General features: G+C 46.4%; 17 protein-coding genes. 2 read left to right on the forward strand and 15 right to left on the reverse strand.

Features of this window, described 5'->3' with window-relative positions; all coding sequences use genetic code 11:
* Positions 1–16 precede the first annotated feature (16 nt).
* From GT019_RS16815 to GT019_RS16835, 5 genes are read right to left on the reverse strand one after another with little or no spacing between them, the layout of a single operon-like run.
* The gene (locus GT019_RS16815; protein ID WP_161744344.1) at positions 17–1960 is read right to left on the reverse strand and encodes a TnsD family Tn7-like transposition protein; all 1944 of its coding nucleotides are present in this window, start codon (positions 1958–1960) and stop codon (positions 17–19) included.
* Positions 1951–3363: a TnsD family Tn7-like transposition protein gene (locus GT019_RS16820; RefSeq protein WP_235948343.1), complete on the reverse strand. Its 1413-nt coding sequence runs from the start codon at positions 3361–3363 to the stop codon at positions 1951–1953. The genes GT019_RS16815 and GT019_RS16820 overlap by 10 nt, the downstream gene beginning before the upstream one ends.
* The gene (locus GT019_RS16825; protein ID WP_161744346.1) at positions 3360–5177 is read right to left on the reverse strand and encodes an ATP-binding protein; all 1818 of its coding nucleotides are present in this window, start codon (positions 5175–5177) and stop codon (positions 3360–3362) included. The genes GT019_RS16820 and GT019_RS16825 overlap by 4 nt, the downstream gene beginning before the upstream one ends.
* A 43-nt stretch (positions 5178–5220) precedes the next feature.
* On the reverse strand, positions 5221–7377 hold the full coding sequence (locus GT019_RS16830) for a Mu transposase C-terminal domain-containing protein (protein ID WP_161744347.1): 2157 nt from the start codon (positions 7375–7377) through the stop codon (positions 5221–5223).
* Entirely contained in the window at positions 7374–8210 is an 837-nt protein-coding gene (locus tag GT019_RS16835; protein WP_161744348.1) for a TnsA endonuclease N-terminal domain-containing protein, read from the reverse strand. Before GT019_RS16835 ends, GT019_RS16830 begins: the two co-directional genes overlap by 4 nt.
* A gap of 157 nt (positions 8211–8367) precedes the next feature.
* Between GT019_RS16835 and GT019_RS16840 the strand changes: the two genes are divergently transcribed.
* Entirely contained in the window at positions 8368–8736 is a 369-nt protein-coding gene (locus tag GT019_RS16840; protein ID WP_161744349.1) for a helix-turn-helix domain-containing protein, read from the forward strand.
* Between the two features lie 120 nt (positions 8737–8856).
* Here the strand turns inward: GT019_RS16840 and GT019_RS16845 are convergent, their stop codons facing one another.
* The gene (locus GT019_RS16845; protein ID WP_161744350.1) at positions 8857–9852 is read right to left on the reverse strand and encodes a DGQHR domain-containing protein; all 996 of its coding nucleotides are present in this window, start codon (positions 9850–9852) and stop codon (positions 8857–8859) included.
* A 138-nt stretch (positions 9853–9990) separates the two neighbouring features.
* Here GT019_RS16845 and GT019_RS16850 point away from each other — a divergent pair, with 138 nt between their 5' ends.
* A complete protein-coding gene (locus GT019_RS16850; RefSeq protein ID WP_161744351.1) occupies positions 9991–10329 on the forward strand; it encodes a helix-turn-helix domain-containing protein in 339 nt (112 codons plus the stop codon).
* 298 nt (positions 10330–10627) lie between these two features.
* On the opposite strand, the gene GT019_RS32795 is transcribed toward GT019_RS16850, so the two are convergent.
* The 9 genes from GT019_RS32795 to sigW all read right to left on the reverse strand — a co-directional run bounded on the left by GT019_RS32795 (position 10628) and on the right by sigW (position 20938).
* Complete coding sequence (locus GT019_RS32795) at positions 10628–10828, reverse strand: DUF7695 domain-containing protein (protein ID WP_456238649.1); 201 nt, start codon at positions 10826–10828, stop codon at positions 10628–10630.
* Between the two features lie 682 nt (positions 10829–11510).
* Positions 11511–12434 carry a type 2 periplasmic-binding domain-containing protein gene (locus GT019_RS16855; RefSeq protein WP_161744352.1) on the reverse strand — a complete coding sequence of 308 codons (924 nt, stop codon included), beginning with the start codon at positions 12432–12434 and terminating at the stop codon, positions 11511–11513.
* A 275-nt stretch (positions 12435–12709) separates the two neighbouring features.
* Positions 12710–12904, reverse strand: a complete 195-nt coding sequence (locus GT019_RS16860; protein WP_161744353.1) for a helix-turn-helix domain-containing protein — start codon at positions 12902–12904, stop codon at positions 12710–12712.
* Positions 12905–13099: 195 nt separating this feature from the next.
* On the reverse strand, positions 13100–14932 hold the full coding sequence (gene glmS / locus GT019_RS16865) for a glutamine--fructose-6-phosphate transaminase (isomerizing) (RefSeq protein ID WP_161744354.1): 1833 nt from the start codon (positions 14930–14932) through the stop codon (positions 13100–13102).
* 855 nt (positions 14933–15787) lie between these two features.
* Entirely contained in the window at positions 15788–17134 is a 1347-nt protein-coding gene (glmM, locus tag GT019_RS16870) for a phosphoglucosamine mutase (RefSeq protein ID WP_161744355.1), read from the reverse strand.
* A gap of 21 nt (positions 17135–17155) precedes the next feature.
* Positions 17156–18643 (reverse strand): CdaR family protein, encoded by a 1488-nt coding sequence (locus tag GT019_RS16875; RefSeq protein ID WP_161744356.1) that lies wholly within the window; start codon positions 18641–18643, stop codon positions 17156–17158.
* The gene (gene cdaA / locus GT019_RS16880; protein WP_161744357.1) at positions 18636–19475 is read right to left on the reverse strand and encodes a diadenylate cyclase CdaA; all 840 of its coding nucleotides are present in this window, start codon (positions 19473–19475) and stop codon (positions 18636–18638) included. Before cdaA ends, GT019_RS16875 begins: the two co-directional genes overlap by 8 nt.
* 137 nt (positions 19476–19612) lie before the next feature.
* Positions 19613–20242: a zf-HC2 domain-containing protein gene (locus GT019_RS16885; RefSeq protein ID WP_161744358.1), complete on the reverse strand. Its 630-nt coding sequence runs from the start codon at positions 20240–20242 to the stop codon at positions 19613–19615.
* 129 nt (positions 20243–20371) lie between these two features.
* Positions 20372–20938, reverse strand: a complete 567-nt coding sequence (sigW, locus tag GT019_RS16890; RefSeq protein WP_161744359.1) for an RNA polymerase sigma factor SigW — start codon at positions 20936–20938, stop codon at positions 20372–20374.
* Between the last annotated feature and the right edge of the window lie 67 nt (positions 20939–21005).

Genomic DNA, 21005 nt, shown 5'->3' on the forward strand with positions numbered 1-21005 from the left:
TAAACAAAGGGTCTCTTTACAATGTATCAGTTGCTGCCATTACTTCATTAAGTTTTTCTTGTATTTTAATCTGCGTGTTCAATGGAAGGTTTCTATAAGATCTTCGAAATGCAACAATGCTTTGAAATGTCGGATTACGGTACCCTGATGCCTTTAATTGAGAAACGATACTAGGTATGTGCCTAATCAAATAATCTTCCTTCGTTTCAACATATTTCTCGAGCATTAATCTTGTATTAGGCAAGAGTTCCTTTTTGGATAACCGATCACGAATCCTCCCTTGATCTAGCCGGTTCAATACATTCATAATAGAAAATCTCTTAATTTGTGTCGACGGATTTTTTAAATACAAAAGCTCAGCTGCTGCTTGAACTTTTTCACTAAGCTCTTTATCAATAAGCTCCAAATCTAGTTTATTTGAAGGTGCCTTCTTATTGGGCAATATATCATTTAGCCACTCGTAATCATGTTTCATTAATATTGAATAGTGGCCTTTAAGTGCTTTATAAATTTGATGTCGAGTTAAATTGGGACTGACTTTAAGAATATCCATCAATTTTTTTCGGGATTTAGTTATTAATTCTTCACTGTTAGCAATACTATTTGTTGCATCGATAATATCACCAATTACGTCCTTGAGATTTTCAATAGACTGCTTTTGTTTATAGTCTTGCCCTAGTAGCCTTACCAAGGCATTTCTTATCACCGCTTGATTTGAATGTGCTTTTTTTGCTATCTCTTTGTTGTTTAGACCCTGGAAGTAAAGCTCTAGGACTTCACGATTCCATAGCTCCCCTTTGTTTATTATTTTCACATAACCGTTGCTTCTTTCTTCCAGGTCCCAACCAACAGAAAACTTGATCTGGCAGGCCGAGCATGTAAACAGAACAAAATGTCTACCATTCTTTATCTCTGAAAATGTCTTCGTGAGAATCGGACTACTACTCTGATGATTCTCACAGAGTCGATTCAAACATTTCCACGGTCTACAACCATATGGAAGTGGATTACTAATACAAATTTCACTTCTCTCAAGAAAATCTTTAACATTTGGAGAAAATAAACGCATGAGTAAAATATAAAGTATTATATTAGTTTGATTACTATTTGAATCTAGCATCTGTCTCCAACGTGTGTTTGATATAATAAAACTCTTCGAGACGCCGTATTTCAAACACATCTCCTCAGAATACTTTAACAAAAATTCGTAACTTAACCTCTTAGATAGTTGGCCTGAATATGTATAGTACCCTTTCTCCCAACACGCTTCACGTAACTTTCTTATAATCATTTCTCGCTCAATATTCATAGAGTTATTCATAATAAATTGAATATCATCATTTATCTCTTGATTAAAGATATTGCTCTCATGCTCATACAACTGTGAATTCAACTTATGTCCTCTTGAGCAACAAGGAGTGGTGAGTAGAGATTCCGCTACTTTTTTACTTAGACATTCCGAACATTCTGGACAATGAGATATTAGAGGCACCGCATGTGAGGGACACGTTTCAAATAACATCAATTGATGAGTACGATGAGCGTATACCTCACCATACTGTTTATAATCACTTTCCAAACATATTGGACAATATCGAACAACTTCTGAAATAACTTTTAAAGCTAATTTCCCTGCAATGTAACTTTTATCTAGTGTGACACCTGTAAGTATCTCCTTACTCACTTTTTGTGAGCGCGATTCACTTATGAATGGCTTAAACAGTGGAAGTAGTGTATGTTTGTTAATTAATAGTTCTTCATTTAATCCTGACATTGGAGGCAACTTTTCTAGCAGATGCTTTATATTGTACGGGAAATACGTATTATGAGGGGATTTCACTCCTAGCAACTCTTGTTTGGAATTATGAATTTCAGTATTTATAGATCTAATATGATAACGGTGTATAATACTTCGAAAGTCTTCATCTGGGTATGGGGTTGGAAAAAAACTCAAGTACATATGAATGATCTCCTGTTTGTCTTTTCAAAATAGTAATGACATAAACTATTAAACTTTTCCTCAACAGATCTTCTAAGAGGCCTGTTTAACCCCGCGGCCTTAAGAAGACGCCATCCTTGAATTTTTGTTCCTTCACTTACAAGTTGTGCTGCCGCCCATTCAAGTCGCCGTATTTGGAACCCTTCTGTACTTTCAATTTCCCTAGCTAAAAATCGTTTCGTTTTAGGCAGTTTATTTAAGCACTTTTCTAACACGAATGGTACTTTGAATTTATCAAGACTATTCGAAACTAATGAGAGAGATATCCGCCTTGGCTTTGTTTCTTGTAATTTTATCTTTATAACAACTTGCTTTACCTCAGTAAGAGTCAACTCATCTCTTTTCCTCCAGTCTAGAATTTGATTAGGCGATCGCGAATTATTCTCGTGCTCAGTACTCCCTCCCTTTCTCGTTACTTCTTGATATTTATATTCATACTGCTCGCCTACGTCTAATTTTGTTAATCCAAAAAAGTTGCCTACTAATATGTGCCGTATAGGATGAAACATTAAGTCCTGACCCCTAATCATCTTGTGCAACCAAGATTCGAATAGTGCACCATCAACTTCACATTGCATATGTCTGAGGAATTCTGGGGGAAAGTGTGTATTAAAGTCTCGAATCAATTTCAAAAAGCGTATTCTACCCTGGGCTGTCAAATAGCCTTTTTCAATAAGATTCACTTTAGCAATCCTAGAGCAATCGGGAACCATATTTGTTGCAGAAAGTAACTCATATGACCGAGCTGCAACCATTTCATATTGATATAAACATTCTGGATGCACGTGTATAGTTTGTGAATCCTCTCTCTCCAGCTCGATTAGAGGAGTGAATCCGAATTTTTTCCCTCGAGTCACATAAGATATCTTGGATTCCATTAGAACCTTTTTATGAAGTTGACATACATACACTCCCGGAGCCTGATGAGATCGATGCCAATATGGTTCATGAAATAATGAAAGGTCTTCTTCATAACAAATGCTGCAATACCTTAAGTAACCTGGCAATTTTATTGTACTTGCCGGTATTCCGAGTAGTACGTGAACTTTCCCTTGAGGAGCCCCCTCACTCATTAAATCATATGCTTTGCTAGCTCTATTTTTAGATATAAACGAACTGTAATACGGATATAACGTATGCTTCATGATGAGTTCTCGAACGCTGTAAACTGATCCTAGTCGCTCTGACAAATATTTTAGATGGCTCGGCAAATCTACCGTGGCACATGCAAGATGATTTCCAAACAAATCCCGGATGGTATGTTTCTGCGCAATATTACCGGAAAGTTGATGATATCTCGCTATTCCACTGTAGAGCAGCTCGTCGGGATATAAAGAAGGGAAATATGCTACCACTGAAATCATTCCTTTTCATGGTTTTTACTTTGTACTTCCCTTCTCCTCCTACTACTAATATCCTTAACAGTCAGCTTTGATATATCCTCATCGGAAGGAACCGTGCCAAGCCCGACCAAGTTATCATAGATCTCTTCACTCTTTACTTTGCTGCTTGTAACAGCACGTCTGAGATCATCTACTTCTAGAATGCTTGCTACCGCTTTACTAGTCGTGTTTTTCCTTGGTTTTTGTTGGTCGTTTAACCTTGTTTTACTTTCAGAAACTATTGGGTTCTGAATATCTTCTGAGGCGTCACTCAACTCAATTTCATGAAGTATTAGTCTTCTCAGATGAACTAAATCACTTTCCGTCTCATTCCGCAGTAAAACACGTTTTGCTAACTGCTCCGCATTCTCCGCAGGAACTCCAAAGTCAATTGCAGTCTTCACCAACTCCAAAAATCGTTCTTGGTCCACTTCAATTTTCTCATCCCGCATCAGTCTAGAACGTATTTCACCTTGAACATTCACCTTCTCTTCAGCAGTCCTAAGGTACTGGTCTAATACGTCCCACTTAGGGTATAAGTCATCCACCAAGATCTTTGCCGCAGGATCGTTTCGCTTAAGAACTTTGAGCAGAGGCTGTACCAACTGCATATGACGACGCGCAACCTCTTTAAGGACTCCGCCCGTAATCCGCTCTTTGTCTTCTCCGTACATAATGACTTCCCACTGGGCGAGCATATAAAGTTTTACCGCAATATCTACAATCCCCTGGGATAGTTCATACATTTCCTTTTTCAGTGCTTTAGTGCATTTTGTGGCAGTACATGTCCACTGGTATTTCCATAGCTCCTGAATAAAGAATTCCCATTCTTCACCTTCCGTTAACCGATCCATGATCATATCGCCTTGACCAGTACTCCTCCTTGCCTGGCTAAACGAACCTGATAGTAACTTCATTGCCTTAAAAGTGCCGATAAGGATGACTGGTACGCCAATTGTATTAATTAATTGTGTAAAGTAATTAAGCATTCTTTCGGCCCCGCCGCTTTTCATAAAGCTAAGATTTTGGATCTCATCGATCACGAGTACGCCAAGTCCATGAAGAGTTGCAACATGAGCCATTACAGGCAAGAGCATGTCAACAGAAGATCCTTTAGAAGCAAACTTCCGAAAATAATTCGTCTCCAATACAGAGTCGACAGCCTGCAGAAAGTTAATACATAATCCCTTCAGAGAACCGTCATGAGGGCAGTTGAGTTTAAGCCACACCAGTTGCTTTCTAATAAACGGTTGCCCTTGGTATGTGGAATGCTCGATTACCTGTGGGTAAAGCAGTAAAGAGCTTTCTATAGCTGTTGTTTTGCCTTGGCCACTAACACCGAGTATGGCAAATCCTGATGCAGTAGAACGAATACCGGCAAGATTAACTCCTTCATCGTTAACTCCGGACTCCAAGATGCTCTTAAATCCAATATGGAACTGTTTGACGGATTCTCTTGACAGAGGGTTCCTTGATTTGTAACCATGTCGCATCATTCTCGATAATCGTTGTTCCACCACTAGATGTGAAGGCAACGGCTGAACATAATCCGAAATTTGTTGGATTAAGTGGAGTCTCGTTTGTTTTCCTAACTTACGTTGTTCTTCATTATGATCTGGGAATCTGGCTATTTGGGTTGCTACTTCTTCCTCCTCAAATATAGGTGGTAATGCTTCTATGAAGGGATTATTTTTGTACCCCGTTATTATTTGTTGCAAATATGCTGCCTCAATTTGACGGCCAATCAGGCTCGGGGTATAGTAATACATTGTTTCCAAATCACTCTTTCGTTCCATCTTAATCTTCCTTTCTTGAATTTCTTGAACTACAAAGCTATCCTTAACCCTTTTTCACTTTTGATAACATGTCTAGTTTCGATCTCGGCTTATATTTAATAACATTATCGAGATTAGGTTCTTCATCTCCAATTTCCCTAACATCATCATCAACTGGTTTATCTAACTCATAACTCTGCTCTTTTCTTAACTTGTCCCGTTCATCCTTTTGATTCGCTCGGATATTTGCTTTTCGTTCCGTTTTGGTTAATGAGGCATCACGTTGCTCTTCAACTCTCTCTTCTGCTTTCTGCTTAACTGCCTCGAGCCTCGCAGCTAAACTCACCTCCTGTTGCAGTATGGTGGATTCGTATCGATCTTTCGCAAGCCTTTCCTCGTATCGCTTCATTTTGACTTCCTCCAAACTGAGGTCTAAAAAGCGTGAAGACTTCTCGAGCAACCAGCATTTTATAAAGTCTCTTCCATTGTCTACTTTTACATAGACATGATTCATACATCTACGATCGTAAGCAATGACTGCTTTAATAGACTTACCTTGCACGAACCAACCTTGACTTTCTAACTCTTTACTTCCAAAATACATTCCTTCAAAGTAAATTCCTTGGGCGCTTGCAGTCACTTCCGTATCGGGCAAGACATTCAACCTCACGATATCGGGATCTACCTCTTGCAAGAAATGATCATGTGCAATGCCCCAGTTCCACAACTCCCTCGCAATGGGCTTAACTTGATCTCGAGAGAGCGCCTTGTCCAACGGGTAGTGTTCCATATAATGAAAATTGTTACGATGTAGGATGACCTCGATTACCATTCTCGTGAAATCCTTTATAGTCAACTTGGCATCTAGAACGTAGTCTGGTCCTCCACGCTTTACATATTCTTTCTTTACAGCACCAGGTGTCCATGGCTGAAGAGTCAAATTCAACGTCCTGAATTGTTGTTCTACAATCCCCTTTAAGTCGGCTCGGTAAGGCGGTGCATTCTTTAATTTAATTCCAAGTGCCTTCCCTAACGAATCAGCATACTTACTCTCCATTTCCCCGCGGTCTGCGTAGAAATATTGAGGCATATGATGGCACGGCCATTCACCTTTGAGAATGTCCAAATCAAACTGAGAACAATATTCGACCTTATCTACACTAGTGTTTTCTATAGCCATCATAATGCCTTGCCAGGAAGGTCCCTCAAAACCGACATACATGCCTACAACCATATGCGTCCATACATCGACTACGATATACACTACAGGCCTACCAATGATTTGATTAATATCGTCCATGCTAACTAAGTAAACATCTGCAACTGTAGCATCAATTTCAAAAATCTGCCCAGGTCCTGATGCTTTTCTTGTCTCCGATCCAAGTAGCGGACGTAAATCTCTATCAAAGGTCACTTGACCCTCTCGTGATACTAAACGTTTTCGTCGAGTGTATTTCGTTCGGATATAATAACGGAGTTGGGCAATACTCGGGACTTCGTGAGACTCTGGAATAACAGGTACTTCAACCCCATGTTCCATTTTCGTATCAATTCCATAGCGTTCCTTGAGCATTAAAATATATGTATATTTCACGGAATCTCTTCTATTAACTTTCAGGTACACCTTTGTCGTGAATTCATCAAATATCTTGCGTGTTTCCTCATTCACTATAACCCCATTTAACAGCGGATCCTCCGTTGCTAATCGGCGCTTTCGTCCCATCTTCATCCTAGGGTTTTTCTTCTTTGATGGGCCCCCGCAATTGCGAAACCTCGGTAGCAAAGCATTCTCCTTTTTCCCACCCATCCAGTAATAACGAAGATACTTATAAATCAACTTCTTTCCTTTGTTTTTCCGTGTGCAAACATCTTTTATAATTTGATATCTTTCCGATTTGTCATAAATATTCGGTTCTAAATCTACAATATCGCTAATCGCTAACCATGCATTGTCCCTTATTTCCTTCTCTTTTTCGCTTAACTTGTCATCTGTAACCATAAACTTCGCATAAGGGTCATATGGCAGTTTTAAAAGTCGCCCTTCAGCAACATCAGTCTCTAGTTCAGAAAGCATTTTTTCTTGAGGAAGTGCACTCTTATCAATAATCGAAATCGTTATTGCACAATTCTGAGCGCGATCAATCCAAAGAATTCGCTCCGATTCTAAACGCCCACTTTCATCACTATTTCTTTTTAAAACATTGTTAACGAAAAGACTCATAGCTCTCCTCCAGTACGTGGATATTTATTTTCATGGATATGTAGCGGCTTTAGAGTAGGCATTATTCGCTGACACATATCGACTACCCAGTAACGGTTCGCAATCAAATGTTTAACAATCTGTATGCATGTTCCTTTTGGCAATGCGAATTGCTGGTCTTTTGCTAAAGTAACTTTGGCTAATGGAAGGTCACTCTGAGTAATTGCAGCATATAAATCTGGTTGGAGTTGATCTACAAGTGCTTTAGTTATACTAGAGTTGTTGTAAATCGATTTAGTTGAATGCAGCCATTCTACATTTTTAACCAAGTCATAATTTATCTGCTTTTCTGTAATTAATGCCCACTCAATACCATCATCCTTAAAGAATTCTTTTTCGATCTGTAGTTTCTCAAGAGTTCGTTTGTTCAATTGGTTCATCGGTTTGATTGAATGAGCAACAAACTTTGTTACATCATCATTTCTTAAGGTGAGCAGCATATCTGTAGTCATCACAATGGGGTGTTTAGTTTTCGGATCTACTGGGTGCCGGATACCCAACTTCTGTGCAATGTACAATGTCTTTTCTAGCGGTAACAAAGGATACTGTTCACGAATGTCGATTACATCTTCAGACCAATCCATTTGAAAATGATGAGCCAATTCAAAATGTTCTGATAGGTAGTGATGCAGCCTTCCGCTTTTCCATCCCAATATTCTTGTCACAACTCCGATGGAAGGAACATCATGAATTGTTAACCAAGGTCTATATTGTGAGTAATGTCCAGTTCCCCTTCCCTCTTTTATTCTCCGCGCAATTGATGAGGCAGTCGTTCTTGTTCTTTTCTTTGCCATCCAATTACCTCCAGTATTTTTAACGAAATCCGATATTTTTAATACCAATAACACATTATTATAACGAAATTCGTTTGTCAATACAGATGTCAGTGATCATCACTTGCTCTAAATAACGAAATCCGTTATTTTATTAGTAGATCAAGGAGGAAACATAATGGATGCAAAGGATAAATTCCGTCATCGATTACGTCAACGGAGGAAAGAGTTTAATTTAACGCAAGCAGAATTGGCGGAATCGGCAGGGCTATCTGCCCAAATGATCTCCAACTGGGAAAGAGGATACACACAACCTAACAAAGATGAAATCATGATTCTCGTTTGGCAACTAGGTCTTGGGGCAGATTACCTTCTTGGGGTAACTGATAAAGCGTATGATTTGAATAGAGCTAATATCGATTTAATTGAATTGCTTAATTCTGAGCATCGTATCTTTTTCCGTAGCCATGCTTTATCTGTTCAACAGAAGCAATTCATTTCTGATTTATTGACACTTACTTTAAATCAATTAACTGAAGATAGGTAACAAAATGCAGCACAAAGCCAAGGTAATTTCTTCGACAATGTAAAAAACCGCCCCTTTAGGGCGGTTGGAAACGATAATACTTACCGTGTGAAATATTAACAATTACCTCTGTGCTCTTTTCTAGCTAATCATTTGTTCCACTAATTCCGATGCCAGTGTCCTCGATCCACTCAATCCCTTCACATATTTTAATGGCCCATCACTAGACCACTGAATTCCCTTTAGTTTCTTAATGTGACGCGCTGCAACCGCTAGCTCAACTTGTTTTCGTGACTCTTGTATACAGATGGCTAGAACCTGAGAGCCGGCAATTGATAATGCGTCGAGACAGACAATATGCGTCAATCGTTGCCCTTTATAGTCCATCCATTCCGCAGGAAACAGTTCCTTAACTTGCGTGAAGTAATAGATAGCAAGAGCAAGTTTTTCCTCACGCGACAATACACTTAACTTCCTATCCTTAAATAAAAAGTTTAACGTCCTATACAAGTTTTGAAGTGTGATATGCCTTCCTTTGTTACGCTTTCCAATAATGCTGCCATTATTGTGGAAAGGGCTCTCTCTTTGAATTAATAATTGTGTCGCTACCCAGCTCAATTCATCCGATTCTCTACGAAGATACTTACTTAAAGATGGCCCAATTCCTTTAGCTTTCGTGTTTATTGTGTCAAAAAGCATTATTTCTTCGTCCTCATCTAAGCAATGGAAAGATAAAAACGGTACGTTCATATCAGAGTTCGTTTCTTGAATATAACGTTGAATACCACCTAGACGATGCTGGCCATCCATCAAAGAAGCTTTCTCTTTACAAATCAGACGTCCGTAATAAGGCCGCTCGCGATCGTAACAACCGAACTCCCAGTTAGAGGCAGCATTGAGTAAAATAGGCGTAAATAGCGCATCTTCACCCTTAGAAAGATAAATAGCAAAATCGTGACTCCTTTTTGGATCGACCGGTCGTTGATACCCTTTGCCAGATGGATCATCATATGGCTTTACGTAATACAAATTCATCATAGTTGCTGCGGATATATTTCCTTGGTATGCAATTTTACCTCTTATTTTGCTTAATAAGACATTCTCAATAACTACTTGGTTTGGAAGAGCAGTGTTCATGATGTTTTTCTCTCCATTATGATGGTATTTTAACACCATAATAGATCTTATAGAATATAAAATCAAATGGTTTTATATGTTATAAGTGTATTTAACTACTCCGATGACTGACCTACTCTTTAATAAGAGGTGGTCTACATGGCGGACTTAGTGAACCAAATAGGGAATAAAATTCGTATACTCCGGAAGAATCGAGGACTTACACAAGCCGAGCTTGGTGAGAAAGTTGATCTCCCACAATCGTATATTGGCGGCATTGAGCGTGGAGAAAAAAATATATCGATTGTAACAATGGAGAGAATTATTGATGCATTACGTATTAGTCCAGTCGAGCTTTTCAGCACTGTACAATTATCAGAAAAAGAACAAGTACTAGATTCCTTAAAAGTACTGCTTCTCACACGAAGTCTGAATGAAATAGAAATAATTTATCGACTTTCCAAAGATGTATTAGCGGCACTAGATACAAAAAAATAATGAAAAATGCACAAAACCTTATTCTTAGAAAGCATACTTAAATCCTATATCTGAATATTTTCCGTTTTCAAAAGGAGAAGAAGTGGTTACTAAAGAACCCGCATCTTCTCTCAATTAATTTCATCAGTAAAATCTCTTCTTCAAGTATTGATTTATCATTTCTCATTGAGAATTTCAATTACTTCTATATCTCCATTTGCATGTTCACAAATACGCTTTCCATCTTTAATATAAAAAATCGGTGCACCATATACCTAGCCTTTGCACGGACTCCATTATTCATATTATTATTAATTCGCTACCACTCTTCTTCACTTAGGACCAAAATAGACTTCTCGTCGAAGTCCTCAGGTAAACCAAAGCGCTTTAAATAGTCCCTCCCCCCATCTACACCAACTTTTCCACAGTCACAAAACTTCATATCATGAATATCCATTGAGATTATATCAACTAAACAATGCTTACAGCGAATTTCATTCCTAATGATACGAGATCTCATTGAATGATTCACTCCTATAGATTCTTATTTTAAAAAGTCATCAGTAAGGTCTAATTCTCTCTTACAGACATCACATTGAACCTTGATAAATAATCCCAACCCAGTGGGGACGAATGTATATGCAAACTTAGCACCTGAACCGTCCATAGGGCTGCAAGAGTCCCACTGGTTTATTTTCATTTTCATTTCCTCGTTGATTTCAAATATCATCCTGTATTAACCCCTTCTCGACGGATAAGTTCATGAACAATCTCCGATAATTGAAGTGGATTCGCCGTTTATTCATTCATTTCTCTGCAATTTTTCCTTATTTCATCAGGGGATTCCTTTAGAGCGTTAATTTGCTCTTTTCACAAAAACGAGCGCCTCTGATACGATAGATTAGTCAAGGTCATAGTCTTTTTAGCTAGCATATGGTCCTACGTGATGCGATTTTAGCCATTAGGGCTATGTCATGAAATAGGCGTATTCGTTCCATCACTCGCCATCCCGACCCAATAGTTACGTATTGGACCCACCACCTTCTCCTTCAGTCCGTCAGTAATTAACCCTTGAATGAAGGCGGTACATGTATAGCTTTGATGGTTTGTTGGCCGACAATACTCCCAATAGACGTATTAAGAGCTCCACTTCGCTATTCATTGCACGCTTCGGCCAGCAACTCTTTATTCAGTCGGCATTATTAGTTTGTCTTGCCACCTCCATCATACGTACCCGTACCGTCAAGCGGACCGTTCGGGTTCGTTTTAATTTGCTGCAGGAGGACATCGCCTTGCGTTTGCCACGTTTCGAGCGCCTCATCGACGGATCTCTTCTTCTCTAGCACATCCAGGATCAACTGCTGCGCCAGCTGACGGATCTGATACAAGTTCGGCTTCTCCTCATAAAGTCTGTCGATGACCGGATCCTGGGGGGGCACTGGCTTAAGCGAATAGAAAGCTGCAATGTTATAGGTATTGCCGTCTTTCGGCTTCAGGAACGACTTGCGGGAGACCATCTCGTAGCTGCTGCGGGACTTGAGCCTCGCCCATTCCTTGCTGTTGTTGAAGGCAATGAAATCCCATGCGTCTTCGCCGTTCTGCGCATTCGCATTGATCGCCATGAGATTGTTCAGCATAATGTTCCCGCCGGTGCCTGGAACTTCGGTGAACTGCGGCATGGTGACGACATCCCAGTCCACGCTCGGGATTTTCGGGTTCTTGGCTGCGGCGTCCCTCGCTTGAGTGAGCTGCGACACGTAGTCGTAGCCGGCGATCGTCATGGCCACGCGACCGTTCATGAATATGTCGCTCTGGAATGGATCGGTGATGATGACGCTGTTTTTGATATGATCTCCGCCTCCGAGGTTCAAATCCGCTGGACTCGGAATGATTTTCGACTGATAGAGATCGGCAAAGTCATTCCAAACCTTCTTCCACAGCGCCGTATCAACCGACATTTTCTCAGCCTTTTTATCGAACATCTTCAGTTGAAGCGGCGCGGCGTACGTCTGGAGATCCCAGTATGGATCACTGTTATAGTGATTAAAGGCCAGCCCGAACTTCCGATCCTTGCCTTCTCCCTTCGCGACGCGCTTCGCTAAGTTGAAGATATCCGTCCAGGCCATGTTATCGGTAGGCACATCCCAATTCGTCGGTTTTCGATTCGGTCAATGGTCGCGTCTATAGAAGCTTTCCAGTCATCATAGAAAAGCGGTTGAGTAGGATAGGTTAATCCTTCTCAACCGCTTTTTATTTCGCTTTGCTGCTTACCTACTTAATGTATTACTGTTGTGAAGCTAGTCATTGGCGTAGATATTGATCAGGAAAGAACATGTGTAGCCCGCACTGTTAGCCTTCAAGGCATTTGATAACTTCACCTAGTCTTGTGGCCATAAGTCAATTAATCCAACAACCAGTTGATATCTATGTCAAACTTCTTTCTAAGTTGTATTAATGTTTCCGCTGAGGGCTTAGTAATGTTCTTTTCTATTTCACTTAGACGTCCCTGAGATATACCTATGATTGCTGAGAATTCAACTTGGCTCAATTCTCTTGCTTTTCTTATGGCTTTAATCTTATCTCCGATAGTTGCCATCTTTTCACTCCTCAAAAAAAAGGTTGCCTTCAAATATTTATGAAGGACAACCCTAGAAGTAATTTTGTAGCTCTTCCATTAGTGGTTCCACAGTTTTTTTACTGGTTCCATACTTTTATTTCTGGTTCCATACTTTCTTTATTGGTTCCACACTTTTTTATCTCCCAACAAAATTATGCATCGGGACTGATTCCTTTACTCCACCGTCACGCTTTTCGCCAAATTCCGCGGCTTATCCACGTCGTTGCCGCGCGCCAGCGACGCGTAATACGCGATCAACTGCAGCGGCACGACGGACAATGCCGGTGCCAACAGCGGCAGCGTCTTCGGAATCGAGAAGAGCTCGTCGACGGATTTGCCGACTTCTTCTTCATTGCCGGCGTTGACAAGGGCGAGCACATGCGCGCCGCGGGCCTTCACTTCTTTGATATTGCTCAGCGTCTTCTCATACAAGTCTTCCTGCGTGATGACCGAGATGACCGGAATGCCCTCCTCGATCAGCGCCAGCGTGCCGTGCTTCAGCTCGCCCGCCGGATACGCTTCGGAGTGGATGTACGAGATCTCTTTAAGTTTGAGCGAGCCTTCCTGCGCAACCGCGAAGTCGACGCCGCGGCCGATGAAGAACAAATTCTTGTGCTTTGCCAAGGACTCCGCGATTTGCTTCAGCACTTCCGCGCTGTCCAGGATGCGTTCCACTTGCTCGGGCAATTCGTTCATCGCCGCAAGCACTTCCGTCACGGACGCGGTATCGCGCGTGCCGATGGTTTGGGCCAGATACAGACCGAACAGATAAAACGCGATCAGCTGCGACGTATATGCCTTGGTCGAGGCCACGGCGATTTCCGGACCGGCCTGCGTGATGATGACATCGTCCGCTTCCCGGGCAACGGAGCTGCCGACGACGTTCGTGATCGCCAGCACGCGGGCGCCGTTGCGCTTGGCTTCGCGCAGCGCGGCCAGCGTATCCGCCGTTTCGCCGGATTGGCTGACGACGATGACGAGCGTATCCGGCGTAATAATCGGCGAGCGGTACCGGTACTCCGACGCGACATCCGTTTCTACCGGAATGCGGGCCAGATCCTCGATGATCGTTTTGCCGACGAGCCCGGCATGGAATGCCGTTCCGCAGGCGACGATATGCACCTTGCGAATGCCGCGGATTTGCTCGGCCGTCATGCCGATTTCCTTCAGAACAACGGAACGGCCGTCATCCGAGATCCGCCCCATCATCGTGTTGCGGTAAGCTTTCGGCTGCTCGTATATTTCCTTCAGCATGAAATGATCGTATCCGGCTTTTTCCGCCGTTTCCAGGTCCCAATCGACATGGAATATTTCCTTGGAAATAAATTCGCCCTCGATCGTCATCAATTCGACGCTGTTCTTCGTCAAAATCGCCATTTCGCCGTCGTTCAGGATGTACACGTCCCGCGTATGCTCGAGAATGGCGGGGATGTCGGAACCGATGAAGTTCTCGCCTTTCCCTACGCCAATGACGAGCGGACTTGCAAAACGTACCGCAACGAGACGATCCGGTTCGAATTCCGTCAATACGCCAAGCGCAAACGCGCCGCGCATCCGTTTCACCGCGCGCTGCACGGCTTTCACGATATCGCCGTCGTATTCGTCCGCGACAAGGTGGGAGATCACCTCCGTGTCCGTCTCCGATACGAACTTGCAGCCTTTGGCGATCAGCTCATCCTTCAGATCCAGGTAGTTCTCGATGATGCCGTTGTGCACGACGGAGAACTTCAGCGAGTTGTCCGTATGCGGATGGGAGTTCACGTCCGACGGTTTGCCGTGCGTCGCCCAGCGCGTATGGCCGATGCCGACCGAGCCCTCCAGCGGCTGCCCGTCGAGCTTCTGCTCCAAATTAGCCAAACGCCCGATCGACTTGCGCACTTCCAATCCGTTCTTCGTGAACACGGCGATACCTGCCGAGTCGTACCCGCGGTACTCCAGCTTCTTCAAGCCCTCGATCAAGATATCCTGCGAATCCCGTTTACCGATATAACCTACAATTCCACACATATGAATAGACCTCCGTTATCGATAGTTCCCCGCTCGATCCGGATGCCTTTGAATACCTGTCAAAGCATGGCGGCGCAAAGCCGCTCTATTCGCCGGCATCGTCCCCGCAAAGGATATTTAGACAATAAGAAACAAAGCGCAGCATTACGCTTCAATTCGCGCGCTGCATTCGAAACTAACCTCTCTTCGGAGGTACACCGAATCAAGTCGTGCTCATCTACGCACGGCGCAATGGCGACGACAAATTTATGCCATCCTCAATCTTCCGGGTCGATATCATCCGTGTGATATCAAACGCCCGGCTCAAATCATCGAACGGAAAAGCCTGACCGGACAAACCACGCTTCATCGCTGGTATGCGTCATCCGTTCCTTAAAAATCCGCGCACCTACGGCCTCCGTTGCCGCCTGCGCGCTTCCGCTTGCTATCGAGCATCCTGCCGATCTTTTGTCAGACCAGTTGCCCGGTCTATTTGAGAATCGGCTTACGGTTGAATGCGATACCGGGAGGTCCCCGCCGAAAATTCCGAACACCTCCACCTCGTCAGCTTGCCGATCGAACAGCCGTTTGAATGAATCCGCAGGGTCCGTTCCGAATTGAACCGCTGCAGCAGCCGCAAGATGAAGCGCAAGCTCTGGCGCTTGGTCGTGCTTCTAACTTCTATCCTCGCTTTCCTTCCTGAATATCACTTTCTACTATATGCATTTTAGCGGAAAGGTGCAACCCAATCTTTTGGTAACCGTTTACAATGCAAAGCGGGCCTACGACCGCCATGGAGAATATCGTGACAATTCACGATGAAAAGGCAACCACGGAGGCGCTTCACGCCTCTAGGTTGCCTGAATGAACGTATGATTATTCCGCTCCGAGCTCCTTGCGTACCGTATCCACGATCCGCGCCACATATGCCTCGACCTGGTCCTTCTCGGGGCCTTCGGCCATGACGCGAATCAGCGATTCCGTGCCGGAAGGACGCACGAGCACGCGACCGTTGTCGCCGAGCTCTTGCTCGACTTCGGCAATGACAGCCGCGATCGCCGGATTGGTCTTATAAGCGGTTTTATCGGCTACGCGCACGTTGACCAGCACCTGCGGGTATTTGCGCATCAGTTTTTTCTGCTCGCTCAGCTTTTTGCCGGACGCGATCAGCGTATCCGTCAATTGCAGCGCGGTCAGAATGCCGTCGCCCGTCGTATTGTAATCCAAGAAGATGACATGGCCAGACTGCTCGCCGCCCAGATTGAAGCCGCCCCGGCGCATCTCTTCCATGACGTAACGGTCTCCGACCGCCGTTTGCGCCGTCTGCAAGCCGATCTTCTGCGCCGCTTTGAAAAAGCCGATGTTGCTCATGACCGTGGTCACGACCGTATCGTTTTTGAGCTTCCCTGCACGCTTCATGGCGTCGCCGCAGATGCAGAGGATATAATCGCCGTCGACTTCATCGCCGTGCTCGTCGATCGCGATCAGGCGGTCCGCATCGCCGTCGAAGGAGAGACCCAGGTCGGCCCCGTGCTTCAATACTTCCTCGCGCAGATGCTCCGGATGGGTCGAGCCGACGCCGTCATTGATGTTGAGGCCGTTCGGTTCGGCACCGACCGTGATCACTTCCGCGCCAAGCTCGCGGAACACCGTCGGCGCGATGCTGTGGGCCGATCCGTTCGCGCAATCGAGCACGATCTTAAGTCCCGCGAAGGACTGCGTGACCGTCGTCTTCAAGAAGTCCATGAATACCCGTTTCGCCGATTCGTCCACCGTCACGGTGCCGATATCGCCGCCCTCCGGCCGCGGCAATTCATCCACTTCCGCGTCCATCAGCCGTTCGATTTCGTTCTCGGTCTCGTCGGACAGCTTGAAACCGTCCCCGCCGAAAAATTTAATGCCGTTATCTTCGACCGGGTTATGCGAAGCCGAGATCATGACGCCCGCATCGGCCCCCAATACGCGCGTCAGATACGCGACCGCCGGCGTCGACACGACGCCGATCCGCACCACGCTCGCGCCGATCGAGAGCAACCCCGCGATCAGCGATGCCTCCAGCATCGGCCCGGAAATCCGGGTGTCGAGGCCGATGACGACCTTCGGCTTCTCGGCTTGGCCAGCCAGGACGTATCCGCCGCAGCGGCCGATTTTATAAGCGAGCTCGGGCGTGAGCTCGCGGTTTGCGACGCCGCGAACACCGTCCGTTCCAAAATATTTCCCCATGTCTGTAAGTTCCCCTTTTGATTATGGATTTCCGTTCGCCGGATTATTGTCCGGCTGTGTCTCTTGATTCTCATGCGTGCCGGCGTCCGTTCCCGGTTGTTCCGTATTGACAGGATCGTCGCTACTCTTGCCGTTATTCGACGTAGCGCCGCCATCGGACGTCGGATCCGAGCCCCCGTCGGCATTCGGATCCGCAGCCGGCTGTCCGTCCGTCGGCAAACTGCCGTCAGGCGTCCCCGCCCCCTCCGAATCCGTGACGCCGGCAGGCGTCGTCGTGCCGTCCGAGATCGTGACCGAGATGCTGAGCGGCGAGCCCGGCGTCTGATCGATGAACCGCGGCAAGTGCATCTCGACGGGCACGACATGCGTTCCCGGCCCGAGACCGCTCAGATCCGCCACCAGCTGCACGTCCTTCGCGCCGACCTGCGCCAGCATATTCCCCGCTCCGCTGATGGACGCATCCACATGCGCATCCTCAGGCAGCGTGATTTGCGCCTTCAACCCGTCGGACAAGCCGATCAAGGTCACGGGCAGCTTCGGCAGCAGCTTCGTCTGGGCCGGCACGATCGTATAGTCGAACGTGACCGTCGCGGGGTCCACCGTCGCGATATCTTGACCGGGTTTGATATCGAGCTTCATCGTACCCGATTGTTTCAATTGCGACAAGTCTATCGTTAACCCATCGTAAAATTCAACCTTGTCGAGCGCGTCTTGCGGCCCATAAACCGTAATCGCGTCGACGCTCTGCTTGAACTCCGATATCGCCAAGCCTTCCGGCAGGCTGCCCGTGAACCCGACCTGCAGCGGCAGCTTCTTGAACGGCTTAGTGATCGGGATTTCCACTTCGACGACGCTTGGACTGATGACCGCATCCGTCAGCTCGTTGCCGTCCTTGTCGAGCGCGACGAGCTTCATTTTCTTGTCGCCCACGGTTTCTTCCTCGCCGTCGACGGACACCGTTCCCCCGACGAACGCGACCTGGCTCATCTCGTCCTCCGGCAGCGTCACGTGCACGCGGCCGTTCGGCTTCACGAGCGGCTGTCCGAGCTTGTAGCCCTTGCCAGGCGTGCCTTCCGCATGGATTTGGACTTCGAACTCCTTCGTCAGCAGCCGCTCCAGCACGACCGTCACGCTGCTCGGACGCGCTTCGATGAGCTCGAGGCCCCGGGGCAGGCTGACCTTGACCGGCAGCACCATGCGCCCTTCCGCAGCCTTGCTCAAATCGACCGTAACCTGATAATCATTGTTATGCGAAGCGATCAGCAAATCAGACCGCGAGCCGCGGACGGTCAGATGCACTTCCTCGGGATCCAGCAGCCGCAGCGCGTAGTTTTTGTCGTCCATGCCGATCGGTTTGATCTGCACGCCGTCGATGTCGCGCGTTTCGGTGAGCGTCGCGACCGTGCTCGGCGTTTTCTCGGAATCGAAATGAACCACCGCCCACATGAGAATCCCGATCACCAGGGAGATGATTTTGAGCGCCGTGGGATGGTTGAGCCATTTATCCACGTTCATCGCCCCCTTTCCGTTTCCAGAAAGGAATCTTCATGCCTTGACGCTCGCGCGTCTTGGGCTTCGGGTTCAGCTCCTCGTACAGCTTCGAGATCAGCGACTCTTCTTTAATGTCGCGAACGATCATGCCCCCGACCGCCAGCGAGATCTGGCCCGTTTCTTCGGAGACGATGACGGACACGGCATCGCTCACCTCCGTAATCCCGATGGCCGCGCGGTGGCGCGTCCCCAGCTCCTTGCTGATGAACGGATTCTCGGACAAGGGCAGATAACAGCCTGCGGCTTTGATGTGGCTGCCCCCGATGATGACGGCGCCGTCATGGAGCGGCGTGTTCGGGATGAAAATATTGATCAGCAGCTCCGAGCTGACGATGGATTCCATCCGTATCCCGGATTCCGTGTAGTCCTGCAGCCCCGTCGACCGCTCGAATACGATCAGCGCGCCGATTTTGCGCTTGGCCATATAATTCAACGATTTGATGATCGCGTTGATCCGGTCGCTGATGTCGTGATCCACGACGGACGTGCGGCTGAACAGTTTCCCTCGTCCAAGCTGTTCGAGCGCGCGTCGAAGCTCCGGTTGGAAAATAACGAGCACCGCGAACACGCCGAGCGTGAACATTTGGTTCATCAGCCATTTGAGCGTGTACAGATCGAACCACGTGCTGAGCGCCCAGGTCGCCACGAGCACGATGATGCCCTTGAACAGCTGTACGGCTTTCGTGCCGCGCACCAGCAGGATCAATTTGTAGATAATATAGCTAACGATGGAAATGTCGATGAGATCTTTGATCGCGATCGTCCACGTCATATCGGTAAAGTAGTTCATCCGTCAACCCCCAAAGACCTAATGTGCGCACACATTACTCCTTTTATCGGAATTATAACCTTATTGTTTTCTATAAACGGGGTTGCAAATCCTTTTTTCTTTCACAAAAAAACCTCCCGCTTAAGGGAGGCAGTAAATCAATAGGCCAAACTGCTGATGGAGGTCGTCACTTTGTACCAAAACCAGTCCAGCGCCTGGTCAATCTGCTTTACTTCTCCGGAGATATGCGCAGTGGAGGCCTCGTACAGCGATCCCGAGATCACCGTAACGTCCCCGTCCACCTCGCCGAGCACGTTCGCTTTGCCGTTCTCGACCGTCAGATCGCCGTTTATATGCGCGCCCGCGGGCACGGTAACGGTATCGCCTTCAATGACGACTTCCGCCAGATCAGGTCCTCGAACTGCCAATTGACTATCTTGCTGCCACATCGCCAAGAAACTGGAGAACATCACGAGCACGAACACGGCGGCCACCGACACGGCAGGGTGATTCCGTACCCACCGGGCGAATCCGGATCCGGTTCTGCGGCGCTTCGCCGGCAGAGCGTCCATGATCCGCTGCGTCAGCTGCGAGGATTGTTCGGCCGAAATGACGAAATGCGTGTCCATCATCCTGTGCGTGAGCGCTTCCGTCTGTTCCAGCTGTTCCATTCGGGTGCGGCATTCCGGGCAGGAGTCAAGATGAGCCTTCAGCCCTGCAATATCGTCATGGGGCAGCTCGTCGTCCAAATAATCATGCATGAGCATGATGGCGACGTTGCAATTCATAGCAGCCAGTCCTTTCTTCGTTGTAATTTCGCAGTAGTATTCGATACGTATGATTCACGCGAATGTTTCACTTTTTTATAAGATCCGCGTCTGCCCAAAAATTGGGTCGGCGATTGGCGGACCCGCTTCCTACAGCTTATGCTCCAGCTTCTTCCGAAGAAACTCCCGGCCGCGATGGACCCTCGTCTTGACGGTCGTCACCGGCATGTCCAGCACGTCCCCGATCTCCTGCAGCGATAGCTCCTCCAGGTAACGCAGCACCATGACCGATTTGTATTTGGCCGGCAGCGTCTCGATTGCCTGGTGAATGATTCGCTGCGTATCCGAGAGCAGCAGCTCGCTCTCCGGCGTCCGGTCGTCGCTTGGAATCATCGCATAACCGTCCAGCCCTTCGTGCTCGCCCGATTCCGCGTCCAGCGAATACACCGGTTTGCGTTTGCGGAGCTTGTCGATGCACAAGTTCGTCGCGATCCGGTAGATCCACGTGGAAAATTTCATCGTCGCGTCGTAACGGTCCAAATTCTTATATACACGCAGGAACACGTCCTGTACGACGTCTTCCGCTTCCTGGCGGTTGTACAGCATCCGGTACGCCATATGGTAAAGCTTGTCCTGATAAAGCTCCACGATCTCGGCAAAAGCTCGCTGATCGCCTTGCAGAGCCAATCTCGCTAATCTCGCCTCAACTGATATCAATGCTACGCCTCCAAACCCGCCGGGTATCTTATTACGCGACTTTTTGATTATACCGTTACATGCGTGC

Source organism: Paenibacillus glycinis (genome assembly GCF_009909185.1).
GTDB lineage: Bacteria > Bacillota > Bacilli > Paenibacillales > Paenibacillaceae > Paenibacillus_Z > Paenibacillus_Z glycinis.

Excerpts from the sequence above, each read along its gene's own strand:
- GT019_RS16815 (WP_161744344.1), bottom strand. The coding sequence starts at position 1,960 with ATGTACTTGAGTTTTTTTCCAACCCCATACCCAGATGAAGACTTTCGA.
- GT019_RS16820 (WP_235948343.1), bottom strand. The coding sequence starts at position 3,363 with ATGATTTCAGTGGTAGCATATTTCCCTTCTTTATATCCCGACGAGCTG.
- GT019_RS16825 (WP_161744346.1), bottom strand. The coding sequence starts at position 5,177 with ATGGAACGAAAGAGTGATTTGGAAACAATGTATTACTATACCCCGAGC.
- GT019_RS16830 (WP_161744347.1), bottom strand. The coding sequence starts at position 7,377 with ATGAGTCTTTTCGTTAACAATGTTTTAAAAAGAAATAGTGATGAAAGT.
- GT019_RS16835 (WP_161744348.1), bottom strand. The coding sequence starts at position 8,210 with ATGGCAAAGAAAAGAACAAGAACGACTGCCTCATCAATTGCGCGGAGA.
- GT019_RS16840 (WP_161744349.1), top strand. The coding sequence starts at position 8,368 with ATGGATGCAAAGGATAAATTCCGTCATCGATTACGTCAACGGAGGAAA.
- GT019_RS16845 (WP_161744350.1), bottom strand. The coding sequence starts at position 9,852 with ATGAACACTGCTCTTCCAAACCAAGTAGTTATTGAGAATGTCTTATTA.
- GT019_RS16850 (WP_161744351.1), top strand. The coding sequence starts at position 9,991 with ATGGCGGACTTAGTGAACCAAATAGGGAATAAAATTCGTATACTCCGG.
- GT019_RS32795 (WP_456238649.1), bottom strand. The coding sequence starts at position 10,828 with ATGAGATCTCGTATCATTAGGAATGAAATTCGCTGTAAGCATTGTTTA.
- GT019_RS16855 (WP_161744352.1), bottom strand. The coding sequence starts at position 12,434 with ATGGCCTGGACGGATATCTTCAACTTAGCGAAGCGCGTCGCGAAGGGA.
- GT019_RS16860 (WP_161744353.1), bottom strand. The coding sequence starts at position 12,904 with ATGGCAACTATCGGAGATAAGATTAAAGCCATAAGAAAAGCAAGAGAA.
- glmS (WP_161744354.1), bottom strand. The coding sequence starts at position 14,932 with ATGTGTGGAATTGTAGGTTATATCGGTAAACGGGATTCGCAGGATATC.
- glmM (WP_161744355.1), bottom strand. The coding sequence starts at position 17,134 with ATGGGGAAATATTTTGGAACGGACGGTGTTCGCGGCGTCGCAAACCGC.
- cdaA (WP_161744357.1), bottom strand. The coding sequence starts at position 19,475 with ATGAACTACTTTACCGATATGACGTGGACGATCGCGATCAAAGATCTC.
- GT019_RS16885 (WP_161744358.1), bottom strand. The coding sequence starts at position 20,242 with ATGAATTGCAACGTCGCCATCATGCTCATGCATGATTATTTGGACGAC.